At 57.8% G+C, this 15,843-nt stretch carries 14 protein-coding genes and 1 other annotated feature; all 14 genes read left to right on the top strand.

Annotation, left to right across the window (positions count from 1 at the left end; all coding sequences use genetic code 11):
• Window positions 1-35: 35 nt before the first annotated feature.
• The 14 genes from ACRQU7_RS17350 to ybaK all read left to right on the top strand — a co-directional run bounded on the left by ACRQU7_RS17350 (window position 36) and on the right by ybaK (window position 15,746).
• Complete coding sequence (locus ACRQU7_RS17350) at window positions 36-2,069, top strand: DUF5107 domain-containing protein (RefSeq protein ID WP_444642197.1); 2,034 nt, start codon at window positions 36-38, stop codon at window positions 2,067-2,069.
• Window positions 2,070-2,250: 181 nt separating this feature from the next.
• Window positions 2,251-3,423, top strand: a complete 1,173-nt coding sequence (locus ACRQU7_RS17345) for an iron-containing alcohol dehydrogenase (RefSeq protein ID WP_444642195.1) — start codon at window positions 2,251-2,253, stop codon at window positions 3,421-3,423.
• Between the two features lie 182 nt (window positions 3,424-3,605).
• A complete protein-coding gene (locus ACRQU7_RS17340; RefSeq protein ID WP_038325990.1) occupies window positions 3,606-4,940 on the top strand; it encodes an FG-GAP repeat domain-containing protein in 1,335 nt (444 codons plus the stop codon).
• Window positions 4,941-4,963: 23 nt separating this feature from the next.
• Window positions 4,964-5,668: a response regulator transcription factor gene (locus ACRQU7_RS17335; RefSeq protein WP_038325989.1), complete on the top strand. Its 705-nt coding sequence runs from the start codon at window positions 4,964-4,966 to the stop codon at window positions 5,666-5,668.
• 46 nt (window positions 5,669-5,714) lie between these two features.
• On the top strand, window positions 5,715-7,184 hold the full coding sequence (locus tag ACRQU7_RS17330; RefSeq protein WP_444642192.1) for an ATP-binding protein: 1,470 nt from the start codon (window positions 5,715-5,717) through the stop codon (window positions 7,182-7,184).
• Window positions 7,177-8,136 carry a DUF1385 domain-containing protein gene (locus tag ACRQU7_RS17325; RefSeq protein WP_444642190.1) on the top strand — a complete coding sequence of 320 codons (960 nt, stop codon included), beginning with the start codon at window positions 7,177-7,179 and terminating at the stop codon, window positions 8,134-8,136. The genes ACRQU7_RS17330 and ACRQU7_RS17325 overlap by 8 nt, the downstream gene beginning before the upstream one ends.
• Window positions 8,137-8,183: 47 nt before the next feature.
• Window positions 8,184-9,014 (top strand): peptide chain release factor N(5)-glutamine methyltransferase, encoded by an 831-nt coding sequence (prmC, locus tag ACRQU7_RS17320; protein WP_444642188.1) that lies wholly within the window; start codon window positions 8,184-8,186, stop codon window positions 9,012-9,014.
• 137 nt (window positions 9,015-9,151) lie between these two features.
• Entirely contained in the window at window positions 9,152-10,261 is a 1,110-nt protein-coding gene (gene recA / locus ACRQU7_RS17315) for a recombinase RecA (RefSeq protein WP_141826417.1), read from the top strand.
• Window positions 10,261-10,872, top strand: coding sequence for a regulatory protein RecX (locus ACRQU7_RS17310; protein ID WP_444642185.1), 612 nt, complete (start codon window positions 10,261-10,263; stop codon window positions 10,870-10,872). The genes recA and ACRQU7_RS17310 overlap by 1 nt, the downstream gene beginning before the upstream one ends.
• Window positions 10,873-12,219, top strand: coding sequence for a 30S ribosomal protein S12 methylthiotransferase RimO (rimO, locus tag ACRQU7_RS17305; RefSeq protein ID WP_444642183.1), 1,347 nt, complete (start codon window positions 10,873-10,875; stop codon window positions 12,217-12,219). It begins immediately after the preceding gene.
• A complete protein-coding gene (gene pgsA, locus ACRQU7_RS17300; protein ID WP_444642181.1) occupies window positions 12,216-12,815 on the top strand; it encodes a CDP-diacylglycerol--glycerol-3-phosphate 3-phosphatidyltransferase in 600 nt (199 codons plus the stop codon). Before rimO ends, pgsA begins: the two co-directional genes overlap by 4 nt.
• A 115-nt stretch (window positions 12,816-12,930) precedes the next feature.
• Window positions 12,931-13,135, top strand: a binding site (T-box leader).
• 41 nt (window positions 13,136-13,176) lie between these two features.
• A complete protein-coding gene (gene cysE, locus ACRQU7_RS17295; protein ID WP_038325983.1) occupies window positions 13,177-13,839 on the top strand; it encodes a serine O-acetyltransferase in 663 nt (220 codons plus the stop codon).
• Window positions 13,826-15,232, top strand: a complete 1,407-nt coding sequence (gene cysS, locus ACRQU7_RS17290) for a cysteine--tRNA ligase (protein ID WP_444642178.1) — start codon at window positions 13,826-13,828, stop codon at window positions 15,230-15,232. Before cysE ends, cysS begins: the two co-directional genes overlap by 14 nt.
• Before the next feature lie 31 nt (window positions 15,233-15,263).
• Window positions 15,264-15,746: a Cys-tRNA(Pro) deacylase gene (gene ybaK, locus ACRQU7_RS17285; protein ID WP_444642176.1), complete on the top strand. Its 483-nt coding sequence runs from the start codon at window positions 15,264-15,266 to the stop codon at window positions 15,744-15,746.
• Window positions 15,747-15,843 lie beyond the last annotated feature (97 nt).

The raw sequence follows: 15,843 nt of genomic DNA, 5'->3' as shown, positions 1-15,843 counted from the left end.
GCATTGCGGTCAATAAAACAAGGGGGACGTTTCGATTGAAAATTTATCCGTCGCTGCTGAAAATACCCGGCGCCGCGCTGGAAAACGGGAATCCTCTGCCGCGCTTTCGCGACCGCGCGCAGGAGAAGCCCCTGATCGACGCGGGCCTGCTGGAAAGCGAGAAAAAGGGCTTCGCCTACCAGACCGGTTTCCGCGAGCTGCCCTATACGGTTCAGGACAGCTTCCACCGCGACCTGAAACCGCGGGAGATAAAAACCATTGTTATGGAGAACGATTTTTTGCGCGCCGTCTTCCTTGCCGATTTTGGCGGGCGGCTGTGGTCGCTTTTCGACAAAAGGGCGGGGCGCGAGCTCCTGTTTTCCAACCCGGTTTTCCGCCTTGCCAACCTTGCAATCCGCAACGCGTGGTTCTCCGGCGGCATCGAGTGGAATCTGGGGCAGTTCGGCCACACCTGCCTGACCTGCGAGCCGATGTTTTTTGCCCGCTGTACGGGAAAGGACGGGGAACCGTTCCTGCGCATGTATGAGTACGAGCGGCAGAAATGCTTCTTTCTGCAAATCGATTTCCACCTGCCGGAGGATTCCGACCGGCTGTTCGCCCATGTGAAAATTCTCAATACGCAGCCCCGCGCGGTGCCGCTTTACTGGTGGACCAATATCGCGGTGCGCGAGGAACGGAATGTCCGCGTCCTGTCGCAGAGCGACGGGGTCGTCTGCATCAGGCCGGAAACCATGGGCTCTCAGAATTCCGCCCACGGCTTTGCCCACGACACCATGCCGTATTTGAAAAGCCTGAACGGGCTGGACGCGAGCTATCCGCAGAACCTCACGTATTCCAGCGAATATTTCTTCCAGAACCGGCACGCCCTGTCCGACGCGTGGGAGGCGGCGGTGTACGACGACGGCTCCGCGTTCTGGGAACGCTCCACCGCGGCGCTGTGCTACCGGAAAATGTTCTGCTGGGGCATGCAGCGCGGGGGCTGCCACTGGAAGGACTTCCTTTCGCGGGACGGGGAAGGGAACTACCTTGAGATTCAGGCGGGCTTATCCCCTTCGCAGGTGCACGGCGAGGATATCGGGCCGAACGGCTGCGTGCGGTTCACTCAGGTTTTCGGCGGGATGGAGGCCGACACGCAGAAAGCCTTTGCCGACTGGGAAGCCTCCAAGCAGTATATTCACAGCCTGATCGACCGCCGCCTGAGCGAGGAAGAACTGCTGCGGGCGGACAGCCTCTACGAAGCATTGGAGGATACCCCGCCGGACGACGTGCTGCATTTCGGCAGCGGCTGGGGCGCGCTGGAAGCCGCCCGCGACCCGGAGATGATTCCGAAGGGCCTCGTTTTCCCAACGGAAACGCTCGGCGAAAAGCAGGCACCGTGGCTCGCCCTGCTGCAAACGGGCCGGATGCCCGAACAGGAAAAAGGGCTGCCCGTTTCCTGGATGACGGATTCCCGCTGGACGGCGCTTCTGGCCGCTTCTCTGGAAAAAGAGGAAAACAGAAGCGCACAGGCCCTGCTCCACCTGGGGCTGATGCTTTACGAGAGCGGCAAATGGCAGGAGGGAATCGGCGCGATGGAGCAGTCCCTCGCCATCCGTCCCACGGCGATCTGCTGCCGGAATCTGGCGCAGGCCATGATGCAGGACGACCGGCTGGAAGCGGCCTGCTCCTATATGGATCAGGCGCTGGCTCTGGGCGGCGCCGAACAGTCCGAGGTCATGGCGCAGGACGCGATCGATCTCTTCACAAGGGCCGGGCGCTGGCAGAAGGCGTGGGACTGCTACTGCGCGCTTCCGGATTCGCTGAAGGCCGCGGAGCGGGTGCGGCTGAACACTGTGCGCGCCGCGTTTGAACTGGAAAAGTGGGATTTTCTGGAGGAACAGTTTGCGTTTCCTTTCGCCGTGATGCGCGAGGGGGAGACCATGCTGCTCGACACCTGGTTCATGACGCAGGCCGTGCGGCTGGCACGGCAGAGGGGGGAGCCGGACTGGAGAACGCTTCTGAACGAAGCGCGGGCCACGCTTGACCCGCCCTACAATCTGGATTTCCGTATGACGCTGCCTTCGCGCTGAAAAAGCGCGTTCTTCACAGGGCGCCGCTGGGGTTTGCTGAATCCCCACGGCGCCCTGATTTTTTTAGTAAAAGTCCGGGCATAATTCTCATAAATCTTTTTTCACTATTGACTTCGAGTACACTCGAGGGTTTAGCATAAGATCAGTACAAAATCATCAGACAGAGAAGGAGAATGATGTTATGAAAAGCTTTGACTATTATATTCCCACGCGGATTCTGTTCGGCAGAGGGCAGCTGAACCGTTTAAGCCGTCAGGCCCTGCCGGGGAAAAAAGCGCTGATCGTCACTTCCAGCGGGACTTCCGTCAAAAAGTTCGGCTATCTGCAGCGGCTGGAGGAACAGCTTGACAAGGCCGGTGTGAAACACAGGCTGTTTGACAAGATCCTTCCCAACCCGATCAGGGAGCATGTGATGGAAGGCGCCCGCGCTGCGCAGGAAAACGGCTGTGATTTTGTCATCGGTCTGGGAGGCGGAAGCAGCATAGACGCGGCCAAAGCCATCGCGGTCATGGCGGTAAACGAAGGCGATTACTGGGATTACGTTTCCGGCGGAAGCGGAAAAGGCCTGCCCGTCCCGAACGACCCGCTGCCCATCGTGGCCATCACCACAACCGCGGGAACCGGTACGGAGGCGGACCCGTGGACGGTCACGACCAAATCGGACACCAATGAAAAGATCGGCTTCGGCTATGACAAGACTTTTCCCGTCCTGTCCATCGTCGATTCCGAACTGATGATGAGCGTTCCCGCTCACCTGACGGCCTATCAGGGGTTCGACACGCTATTCCACAGCACGGAGGGATACCTGAACAAAACGGCGAACGCCATGAGCGACATTTACGCGCTGAAAGCGATTGAGCTGATCGGCAGAAGCCTTGCGGCGGCGGTCAGAAACGGGGACGATGCGGCGGCCAGAGACGCCGTCGCGCTCGCGAACACGCTGTCCGGCATGGTGGAGTCGACCTCCGGGTGCACCTCCGAGCATTCGCTGGAGCACGCGTTAAGTGCGTTCCATCCGAAGCTTCCTCACGGCGCGGGCCTGATTATGATCAGCCGGGAGTACTATACGCATTTTGCCGGATGTCCGGCCTGCGCGGAGCGCATGACGGCCATGGCCAGGGCACTGGGAAAAACGGACGCTTCCAAGCCCACGGACTTTGTCGAAGCGCTGGTTGCGCTTCAGCAGGCCTGCGGTGTCGACGGCCTGAAGATGAGCGATTACGGAATTAAGCCGGAGAATCTGGAAAAATACGAGGCGAACGCAAGAGAGACCATGGGCGGCCTTTTCGAGGTCGACCCGGTGCCGCTTTCCAGGGACGACAGCCTTGCAATACTGAAAAACTCCTACAGATAGCCGTTCCCGGACCGGCGAAAAACCGCGCAGCCGTCCTTTGCATTTGGCGGCGGCATTCTGTCCCGCATGATTTACGCGCCGAGCTTTGCTCGGCGCGCTTTTCGTAACATAATTGATACTGTTCATTTTTGCTATATAATGATATAATAAATAATCAATATAAAAAAGAAAGGCGTGGTGAAATGAAGCTGAGAGCCGTTGCGATGGCGCTTGTAATGGCGGTGACCCTGTCGGGCTGCTCCTTTATCGGACTTGACGCCCAGACGCTGATGCACCCGCCGAAACCGACCGGGGAAAAAGCGGATATTCACGCGCTGCTGGAAAGCAAAACCGACGGGAAGATGACGCTGAAATATCCGAAAAGCGGGGACTACCGCTCCGCGATTATCACGCACGACCTGTGCGGGGATAAAAACGACGAGGCCATGGCGATTTACCAGAAGGAAGACGAGACCTCCGGAACCAACATCATGTTCATGAAAAAGGACGGAAAATGGGTGGATATGGGCTCTTTCAGCAATCCTGCCGCCCAGGTGGACAAAGTCTGCTTCGGCGACCTTGACGGCGACGGAAAGAGCGAGGTCGTCGTCGGCTGGGGCAGCAGCCTGAACAATACCAGCACCATCTGCGTCTATTATTATAAAAACGGGAAAATGAACGAGCTGAAGCTGGAACAGACCTACACCGAGCTTGCGGTGATGGATTTTGACGGCGACGGCAGGGATGAGATCTTCACCGCCAACACCAGCGTGGGCGACCAGCCCGCGCTTGCCCGGCTGTTCCGGGTCAAGGACGGCGCCGTGGAGGTAATGGGCTCCTGCCGTATGGACGGCGGCGTTACCAAATACGCCTCCGTGAAGGCCGGGCTGATCAACGAGCACCAGAACGGCATTGTTCTGGACGGGATCAAAAATGAGGGCTCCCTCGTGACGGAGCTCCTTTACTGGGACCAGAAGACAAAGCGCCTGAGATCCCCGTTTTACGACGTGAAAACACAGACGGCCAATTATACGATGCGCAATACGTCCGTTGTTTCCAAGGATATCAACGGCGATAAAATTATAGAAGTTCCGATCGTCAACCTGATGCCGGGCCACAGCGGCGAAAAAACGGATGACGCGGATTATATTACCAACTGGCACCGCTACGACACCCAGACCGGCACGTTTGTCCGGGTGATGAGCATGGTCCTGAATTATTCCGACGGCTACTGGTTTCTGATACCGGACATGTGGCGCGGCAAAGTGACCACCAAAACGGATACCGTGACGCGTATGATTACGTTTTACCGGTGGAATGCGGCGGGAAAAAATTCGGGGTCCCTCGGCCCGGCGCTTCTGAAAATTCAGGTGTTTTCCCAGAAGGAATGGGACAGCGGTACAGGAACGGCAGGCTTTTACAAGCTGCTTGACTCTGACAATCTGGTATTTGCAGCCAGTTCCCCGTCGCCGACCGACGCGCTTTCCCTCAGCATCGGCGACGTGAAAAACAGCTTTGAACTGATCAGCCAGGATTAAACCAGGATAATGGAGGAACGGGTATGAAAAATATCCTTGTTGCCGAAGACGAACAGGCAATCCGGGAATTTGTAGTAATCAATCTGAGACGGGCCGGCTACAATGCTTTTGAAGCGGCCAGCGGGGACGAGGCGCTCGCGGTTTACGACCGGGAAGCGGGCAATATCGATGTGGCGGTGCTGGACATCATGATGCCCGGCAACAGGGACGGCCTTGCCGTCTGTAAGGAGCTGCGGCAGAAAAGCGGCTCCATCGGCATCATCCTTTTGACCGCGCGCACACAGGAAATGGATAAGGTCAGCGGCCTGATGATGGGCGCCGACGACTATGTGACAAAACCGTTCAGCCCCAGCGAGCTTGTCGCAAGGGTGGACGCGGTGTACCGCCGCGTCGCGCTGGAGCAGATGAGGAACGAAAACAATTTCAAGGAGGAAATCCGTTCCGGAGAATTCGCGCTCAACCTGCGCAACCGCACCCTGATGAAGAAGGGCGTGCCGATCGAGCTGACGCAGGTGGAGTTTCAGATCATGGAGTATTTCTTTTCCAATCCGGCCACCGCGCTCGACCGCTCCGACATTTTAAAGCATGTGTGGGGGGACGCGTATTTCGGCGAGGAGAAGATTGTGGACGTGAACATCCGCCGCCTGCGCATGAAGGTGGAGGATGAACCCTCCAACCCCAAGCACATTGTCACGGTCTGGGGGCTGGGGTACAAGTGGGAGGCATAGCCTTCCCGGGGCAGACTAACGATCGTTAAGGAAAGGGGAAATCGGCATGAGAACGAACGGCATTACCAGGCGATGGCTCTTAAACAGTCTGGGTGTCATTCTGCTCATTCTGGTTACCTTGATCCTCGTCCTTTCCTATGTTGTGCGCGGCTATGTGTACAATGGAATCCAGACGGCGCTGAGCAGCCGCTCCGACGAGCTGACCAACGTGTTCGCGGACTACGGCAGAAAATCGCCGCAGGAATTCAGCACCGCCGCCCGCAATTATGTGGAAAACTTCCCCAATAAAGAGAGTATGGAATTGATGGTGTTCAATTCCAACGGGAAGATCATCATTACCTCCGTGGGTTTTGCGCCGGACGAAAGCCAGCCCATGCCGGACTATAAGCTGGCGCTGGAAAGCACGGGAGGCTACGGCACCTGGACGGGCAGCCTGACCAGCGGGGAAAAGGTGATGGCCGTTACGCGCGTCATGCGAAACAACGAGGGCGGCTTTGTGGGCGCCATCCGCTATGTGGTTTCGCTGGAGGAGGCCGACAAGCAGGTCGCCATAATTTTGGGGTCCCTGATTCTCGCGGGGCTTCTGATCATTCTGTTCGTGATTGTTTCGAGCTATTATTTTATGAATTCGATTATTACGCCGATCAAGGAAATCGGCGCGACCGCCAAGCGGATTGCGCAGGGTGACTTTAAGGCCAGAATAGAAAAAAGCAACGACGACGAGATCGGCCAGCTCTGCGACACCATCAACGACATGGCCGACGAGCTGGGCGCCGCCGAAAAAATGAAGAACGACTTTATCTCCTCGGTGTCCCACGAGCTGCGCACCCCGCTGACCGCCATCAAGGGCTGGGCGGAAACCATGCAGGGCGGCGGGAACGACAAGGAGACGCTGGACCGAGGCATGGGCATCATTATCCGTGAATCGGAGCGCCTGTCCGGGATTGTGGAGGAGCTTCTGGATTTCTCCCGGATGCAGAGCGGGCGCATGACGCTGACCATGGACAAGATCGACATTCTCGCCGAGCTGGGCGAAGCGGTCTATATGTTCAGCGAACGCGCCAATATGGAACATAAATTCCTGCTTTACGAAGAGCCCGCCATGCTTTCGCCCGTTCTGGGCGACATCAACCGCCTGCGGCAGGTGTTTGTCAATATCATCGACAACGCCCTGAAATATACCGAGGAGGGCGGCACCATCAGCGTGACCGCGACGGAGTCCGGCGGGTTTATCCGCGTCGTGATCAGCGACAACGGCTGCGGGATTCCGGCGGAGCATCTTCCAAAGGTGAAAAAGAAATTCTACAAGGCGAATCAGACCATCCGCGGTTCAGGAATCGGCCTTGCGCTTGCCGACGAAATCATGAAGCTTCACTCCGGCAGCCTGGAGATCGAGAGCCATGAAAACGTGGGGACCGCCGTCACCATCTTTATACCGACCTTAAAACAGCTGGAAACCCAGCCGCAGACCGACGAGACAACGAACGAAGAAAGGAATTCCGAAAATAATGGCTAGAGAAAAGACGAAATGCATCACGTCCATCGGGGGACAGGCGCTGGTGGAGGGAATCATGATGCGCGGCCCGAAAAAAACGGTGGCCTCCGTGCGCATGAGCGACGGTTCCATCTCCACGCAGGAAATGAGCGCCGGCCAGATGCGGGATAAATATTCCATCCTGCGCCTGCCGCTGCTGCGCGGAATCGCGGGCTTTATCGATTCGCTTTCCGTGGGGTACAAGGCGCTTTCCTATTCCGTGGACAAGGCGGGTCTGGAAGAGGACGAGGAACCGTCCAAATTTGACAAATGGGTCGAAAAGACCTTCGGCGATAAAATGATGAACGCGATTATGGTGGCGAGCACCGTGCTGGGCCTTCTGCTGGCGGTGGGCCTGTTCTTCTTTCTGCCGACGATCCTTTTCAATCTGATCCGCGACTACGCGGCGGGTCCGGCCATAGCGCCGTGGCGTTCCCTCATCGAGGGCGCCATGCGCATAGCGATTTTTATCGGGTACATTTATTTCTGCTCCCGCATGCCGGAAATCCACCGGCTGTTCCAGTACCACGGCGCGGAGCATAAAACCATCTTCTGCTATGAGAATGACGAGGAGCTCACCGTCGCAAACGTGCGCAAGCACAGCCGGTTCCACCCGCGCTGCGGGACAAGCTTTCTGGTCATTATGCTGCTTTTAAGCATTATCGTGGGATTCTTCATTCCGTTCGGCAACCCGTTTGTCAGGACGGTGGTCAAGCTTTTGTGCGTCCCGCTCATCGTCGGCGTCGGCTACGAATTTATCCGCCTGTGCGGCCGTCACGACAACGCCTTCACGCGCGTCATTGCCGCCCCGGGACTGTGGGTGCAGCGGATTACCACCAAGGAGCCGGACGACAGCATGATCGAGGTGGCGATCGAAGCCATGAAACAGGTCATTCCGGAAAACGGCGAGGACAAAATCAAGATCGGCGAATAAAGGAAAAAGCGGGTGCGAGCAGCTTGACACTGGGCGAAACATACCGGATGGGAAAAAACATACTGGCCGGCGCGGGGATTGAAAGCCCCGCGTTCGACGCTGCCTGCCTGTTTGAGAAGGTATTCGGCCTTGACCGCCAGAAGAGAATCGTCCATGCCGCCGAACCGGCGGGGGAACAGAAGGCGGAGGGATATCTCCGCCTTTCGCGCGAACGCGCGGGCGGCAGGCCTCTGCAGTATATTCTGGGCAGCTGGCCCTTTCTGGGGCTTACGCTTGCGGTCGGCGAGGGCGTGCTGATTCCTCGGGAGGAAACCGAGCTTCTGGTCCAGACGGCGGCGGAGCTGCTCCGCGGCGGGGAAAGCCCGGAAATTATCGACCTCTGCTCCGGAAGCGGCGCGGTGGCGCTGGGGCTTGCTTCCCTCTTTCCGGGCGCGTCCGTACTCGCGGCGGAGCTTTACGGCGAGGCGCTTTCCTATCTTGACCTCAATATCCAAAATACGGGGCTCCGTCGGGTGAAATCCGTACAAACGGACGTTTTAGATCCCGAAAGCGCGGCGCGGTTCGCTTCCTTTGACTGCATCGTCTCCAACCCTCCCTATGTGACCGCCGACGAGCTGCGGACGCTCCAGACCGAGGTGCGGCGGGAACCGCGCACGGCGCTTTTGGGGGGAGAGGACGGCCTTTTGTTTTACCGTGCGATCGCTTCGCTCTGGCTGCCGAAGCTGAAGCCCGGCGGCGCGGCGGCGGTGGAGATCGGCGAGGGGCAGGCGGAACCGGTGGCGCGCCTTTTTCAAAACGCCGGGCTGTCTGAAATCCGCGTAGTCAAAGACTTTAACGGCTTTGACCGGGTCGTTGCGGGTATCCACAAAAACAATTAAACATTTGTTCGAATTTTTCTTTCCTTGTCTTGATTTTCGGCAGGAAATACGATATAATTTTTTAGATGATAAAAAATTTGAGGCCGCGCTGCGGGGGAATCCGCACAGCCGCGGCCTGTCATAAACCGGAGGGAAAAATGGCGACAACAGATAAAAACGCGGCGCTTGAAACGGCACTGGCACAGATTGAAAAGCAGTTCGGAAAGGGCGCGGTCATGCGTCTGGGTCAGAATGAGGCCATGCATGTGGAAGCCATCCCGACCGGCTCCCTGTCGCTGGACCTTGCGCTGGGGATCGGCGGCCTTCCGCGCGGCCGTATCGCCGAGATTTACGGGCCGGAAAGCTCCGGTAAAACCACGCTCGCTCTCCACTGTATCGCACAGGGACAGAAAAACGGCGGCAACGCGGCGTTTATCGACGTGGAACACGCGCTGGACCCCGTGTACGCCCGCGCTTTGGGCGTCGACGTGGATTCCCTGCTGGTTTCGCAGCCGGACACCGGCGAACAGGCGCTTGAAATTACGGAAGCGCTTGTGCGCTCCGGCGCGATCGACGTGATCGTCGTCGACTCCGTTGCGGCTCTGGTGCCGCGCGCCGAAATCGAGGGCGAAATGGGCGACAGCCACGTCGGCCTGCAGGCCCGTCTGATGAGCCAGGCCCTGCGCAAGCTGGCCGGTGCGATTTCCAAATCGAGCTGCGTCGCTATTTTTATCAATCAGCTGCGTGAAAAGGTCGGCGTAATGTACGGCAGCCCGGAAGTGACCCCCGGCGGCCGCGCGCTGAAATTCTATGCTTCCGTAAGAATCGATATCCGCAAGATCGAAACGCTGAAAAACGGCACCGAAATGATCGGTTCCCGCACCCGCGCGAAGGTCGTAAAAAATAAAATCGCCCCGCCGTTCCGCGAGGCGGAGTTCGATGTGATGTACGGCAGGGGAATTTCCCGCGAAGGCGAGCTGCTGGACCTTGCGGTCAAGCTGGACGTCATCCAGAAGAGCGGCGCGTGGTTCTCCTACAAGGAAACACGGCTGGGACAGGGCCGCGACAACTCGAAAGTATTTTTGGCGGAAAACGCCGATATTGCAAATGAAGTGGAAGCCCTTGTCAGGGAAAACGTGGGGAAGCTTTACACAAAGACCGCTCCCCCGGCTCCCGCCGTCAAACCGGTGGAGGTCGCGCCCCCCGCGCCCGCGAAAACGAGCAGCCGGGGCCGCTCCGCGAACATTGACATCTCCGCGGACGACTGATGCTGATTACGGCGGTGGAACCGCGCAGGAAGGGGCTTTCCGCGCTGTTTCTGGACGGAGAATTCGCCGGGAATATCGACACGGAAACGCTTCTGAGGTCGGGCCTTCGGCCCGGCCGCGAAATCGACGACGACCGGCTGCACGAGCTGATTCTGGAAAGCGACAACCGGCGCGCCGGGGAAAAGGCGCTTTATCTGCTGGAACACCGGAACCATTCTCAGAAGGAGCTTGCCGATAAGATCAGCCGGGTCACCACCCGGGAAGCCGCCGAGGCGGCGGCCCGGCATATGGCGGAGCTGGGCCTTGTCAACGATGGGGAATACGCGCGGGACCTGGCGGCCGACCTCTTTCGCCGCAAAGCCTATTCCGCTTCGCGTGTGCGGCGGGAGCTGCTGCAAAAAGGGATTGAGGAAGAGCTTGTACAGCAGATTCTGGACGAAAAGGCCCCCGACCCCGTGGAGAAAATCCGGGAACTGCTCGATAAAAAGTACGGGCGGCTTCTGGGCGACGAAAAGGGGCGCCGCAGGAGCATTGCCGCGCTGCAGAGACTCGGCTACGGCTGGGACGATATCCGCGCCGCGATCAATCAATTTGAAAATGAGGACGAATAGATGGCATATAGTGTAGGACTGGTGAGCCTTGGCTGCGCCAAAAATCAGGTGGACGGGGAAATGATGATGGCCACCCTGCAGAAAGCGGGCTACGAAATCCGCGACGACGCCGCTCTTGCGGACGCCGCAATCGTAAATACCTGCGGGTTTATCGACGCGGCGAAAAAAGAATCCATCGAAGAGATTCTGGAGCTTGCCAGGCTGAAGGCGGAGGGAAAGATCAGGGCGATCGTCGTTACCGGCTGTATGGCCGAGCGCTACCGGGAGGAAATCCTCAAAGAGCTGCCGGAGGTGGACGCCGTTGCCGGTATCGGCGCGGACAGCGACATTGCCGCGGTGATTGAAAAAGCCCTCGGCGGCGTAAAGGTGGAAAGCTTTCCCGAAAAGACGCTTTTGCCGCTCAGCGGCGAACGCCGGCTGTCCACGCCGGGATATTTCGCTTATCTGAAAATCGCGGAAGGGTGCGACAACCGCTGCGCCTACTGCGCGATTCCGTTCATCCGCGGGCCCTACCGTTCCCGGACACAGGAGGATATTGTAAGCGAGGCGAAGGACCTTGTCCACGGCGGCGCGAAGGAACTGATCCTGATCGCGCAGGACACCACCCGTTACGGCTGGGACCTTTACGGGGAGCTCCGGCTGCCGAAGCTGCTGCGGGAGCTGTGTAAAATCGACGGCCTTTCCTGGGTTCGCGTGCTGTACTGTTATCCCGATTATATTACCGACGAGCTTCTTACCGTCTTTGCGCAGGAGGAGAAGATCGTAAAATATATGGATCTGCCGCTCCAGCACTGCAGCGAAAGGCTTTTAAAGGCGATGCGCCGCACGGGAAGCCGCGCGGAGCTGACCGCCCTGATCCGCAGAATGCGGGAGAAAATTCCCGGTCTGGTGCTGCGCACCACGCTGATTACGGGTTTCCCCGGCGAGACCGAGGAGGACTTTACCGAGCTTGCGGAATTCGTCCGCGAAATCCGGTTTGAACGGCTGGGCTGTTTCACTTATTCGCAGGAGGAGGGCACCGCCGCGGCGGAAATGCCCGGCCAGATCGACGAGGACGTGAAAAGCCGCCGGATGGAACGGATTATGGAAGACCAGATGAACATCATGCAGGAGTGGGGCGAAAAGCAGGTCGGGAAGACTTACCGCGTACTGGTGGAAGGGTTCGACCGCTACGCCGGGTGCTGGTTCGGCCGCTCGTACGCCGATTCTCCCGATATAGACGGGAAAATATTCTTCACCGCAAAGGGAAGAAGACCGAAAGCCGGAAGCTTTGCGGATGTGAAAATAACCGAATGTATCGACTGTGACCTGACCGGAGAAATCATACTTAAGGAGGAAAGGAAATGAACCTGCCGAATAAACTGACCGTTCTGCGCATTGTTCTGGTTCCTTTTTTTGTAGCGGTGCTTTTGATCCCCCAGATTCCGCACCATTATCTTTGGGCGGCGATCCTGTTTTCCGGCGCGGCGCTGACCGACCACTACGACGGAAAGCTGGCCCGCAAGAACAACCAGATTACGAATTTCGGGAAATTCCTGGACCCGCTCGCCGATAAAATCCTTGTGGTGTCGGCGCTCGTATGTTTTGTCGACCTCAGGCTGGCCGCCTCCTGGTGCGTGATCCTGATCATCGCGCGGGAATTTATGGTGACCTCTATCCGGCTGGTCGCGGTGGACAGCGGCGTTGTGATCGCCGCCAATAACTGGGGCAAGACAAAGACGGTCAGCCAGATCATCGCGGTCGTCGCCATTCTGCTTTTCCAGTATGCAGAGGAGCTGGTTTCCATGGGATGGATTCCCGCCTTTACCTTCGGCGGGGTGCCGGGCGCGGCGCTTTTTGACGGTGTGGGCTACGCTCTGATCCTGATTGCGACCTTCTTCGCGCTGCTTTCCGGCGTGATTTATATTGTTCAGAATATCGGGGTCATCAATACGACAAAATAAACTCACCGAAAAGGGATATGATAAAGCATGGCCTTGACGGGGGTTTACTTCACTAATATTTTGGTATATACTATTGTCACATTCTTTGAAAATCGTGCTATATTATCAGTACGATTGAAATGCGTTGAGCGGAAGAAGTAACCGCAGTGCGGGCATCAGAGAGAAAGCGCCGGGGCTGGAAGCGCTTTTTGCAGGGCAGGCGGCGAAATGCATCCGTGAGCAGGCGGGGGGAAGATCAGTATCTCCGCACGGCCGGCACCGTTAACCGCTGATATAGTGATAAAACGGAGTGGAACCGCGGTACAATGACCGCCTCCGTCCCTTTCGGGGGGCGTGGGCGGCTTTTTTATTGGAGGCAGGTATGTTTAACAATCTGAAAGAAGAACTTGATTCGGTGATGGACCGCGACCCGGCGGCAAGGTCGCGGCTGGAGGTGTATTTCCTCTATTCCGGCTTCAAGGCGGTCCGTGCCTACCGCAGGGCGCACTGGTTTTACCAGCGTAACATGAAATTCATCGCGCGGTATTTATCGCAGCGGGCGCGGCATAAAACCGGGATCGAGATCCACCCCGGCGCGCAGATCGGAAAAGGGCTGTTCATCGACCACGGCATGGGCGTGGTGATCGGCGAAACCACCGTCATCGGCGACAACTGCACGCTGTACCAGGGCGTGACGCTCGGCGGCACCGGCAAGGACCACGGCAAGCGCCATCCCACCCTCGGCGACAACGTGATGGTCGGTTCCGGCGCGAAGGTGCTCGGCCCCTTCCGCGTAGGGAACAACGCCCGTGTGGCGGCGGGCGCGGTGGTGCTGGACGAGGTGCCGGACAACGCCACGGCGGTGGGCGTACCGGCGCGGATTGTCCGTCTGAACGGCGTCAGGCCGTGCAATCTGGACCAGATCCACGTTGCGGACCCGGTTGCGCAGGAGCTTTGCCAGATGGAAGTAAGACTGAAAAACATACAAAATCTGCTTGAAGAAGCGCTCGGAAAAAGAGAGGAAAAAGAAGATGAAAATTTATAACACGTTAACGCGCCGGAAGGAAGAGTTCGTTCCGCTCACTGTGGGGGAAGTCAAAATTTACGCGTGCGGCCCTACGGTGTACAACTACATCCATATCGGCAACGCGCGGCCGATTTGTGTGTTTGACGTGCTGCGCCGTTATTTCGAGTACCGCGGCATGAAGGTGATTTTCGTCCAGAACTTTACCGACATCGACGACAAAATCATCAATAAGGCAAACGATGAGGGCACGGATTACCTGACGGTCTCCGAACGGTATATTGAGGAATACAAGACCGACGCGAAGGGGCTGAACGTCCGCCCCGCGACCATTCATCCGCTCGCGACCCAGAACATCGACGAGATCATCAGCATTATTTCCGATCTGGTTGAGAAGGGCTACGCTTATCCCGCCGAAAACGGCGACGTGTATTTCCGTACCAAAAAGGATGCGGGCTACGGCAAGCTTTCCCACCAGCCGCTGGAGGATTTGCAGGCCGGCGCGCGTATCGCCACCGGGGAAATCAAAGAGGATGCCATGGACTTTGCCCTCTGGAAGGGCGCCAAATCGGGCGAACCCAGCTGGCTTTCACCCTGGGGAGAGGGCAGGCCGGGCTGGCACATCGAGTGCTCCGCCATGGCGCGCCGCTATCTGGGCAAGACCATCGATATCCACTGCGGCGGTCAGGATTTGATCTTCCCTCACCACGAGAACGAGATTGCGCAGAGCGAATGCTGCAATAACGTGCCGTTCGCCAATTACTGGATGCACAACGGCTACATCAATGTGGACAACCGCAAAATGAGCAAGAGCCTCGACAATTTCTTTACGGTGCGCGACGTTGCCGAACGGTACGGCTATGAGCCGATCCGCTACCTGATGGTCGCCTCGCATTACCGCACGCCCGTCAACTACAGCACGGAGGTCATCGAACAGTGTCAGGCGGCGCTGGAACGGCTTTACAACTGCCGCGACAACCTGGAATTCCTGATGGAGCACGCGCCCTCCGGCGAAAAGAGGGGCGAGCACGACATCCGCCGCAGGCTGAGCGGATATGAGGACCACTTTATCGATGCGATGGAGGACGACCTCAACACCGCCGACGCGATTTCCGCTTTGTTTGATCTGGCGCGCGACATCAATTCCAGCCTGAACGTTTCCACCGCGCCGTCAAAGGAGCTGTGCCGTTTTGCGCTGAACCTGTTCCAGGAGCTTGCCGACGTGCTCGGTCTGCTCTATGTCAAAAAGGAATCCGCGCTTGATGAGGAAATCGAAAAGCTGATCGCGGAGCGCACAGAGGCCCGAAAGAACAAGGACTGGGCGACCGCGGACAAAATCCGCGACGAGCTGAAGGCCCGCCATGTGGTTTTGGAGGACACTCCGCAGGGAATCAAATGGAAAATAGAGCAGTAATTTCGTTACGGCGACGAAAGGCAGATTGAGAATGGCAAAGGACAACAACAAAACGAATGTAATGCGGATTCTGGATCAGGCAAAAATCTCGTACAACCACTATTTTTACGACCATGAGGACGGAAAGATCGACGGCGTTTCCGTGGCGCACAAGCTGGGACAGGACGTGGAACAGGTCTTTAAAACCCTGGTCACCCGTGGGGCCGGCCGGGAATATTTCGTGTTTGTCATCCCCGTCGCGCAGGAGCTGAACCTGAAAGCGGCCGCCAAAAGCGTGGGCGAGAAATCGGTGGAAATGATCCATGTGGACGAAATCAACAAGGTGACCGGGTACATCCGCGGCGGCTGTTCGCCCGTAGGGATGAAAAAGCAGTTCCAAACGGTGATTGACAGCAGCTGCGAACAGCTGCCGGCCATCATCGTCAGCGCCGGAAAAATTGGCGCGCAGGTGGAAGTCGCGCCGCAGGACCTGCTTCGGTTTATCGGAGGAAAGACAGCCGCGCTCACCCTGTAGGGATACCGCAATAAAGGATATGCGCTTTTCAGGAAAAAGCCGCGAATACCGTTCGTGTTCGCGGCTTTCCGTATGGGAAATTTACTCTGGCGCGGGA

Origin of the sequence: Caproiciproducens puteiluti (assembly GCF_052442865.1) — a bacterium.
Lineage (GTDB): Bacteria > Bacillota > Clostridia > Oscillospirales > Acutalibacteraceae > Caproiciproducens.
The sequence above is the reverse complement of the archived record's forward strand: the minus strand, read 5'-3'. Positions and strand labels throughout refer to the sequence as shown.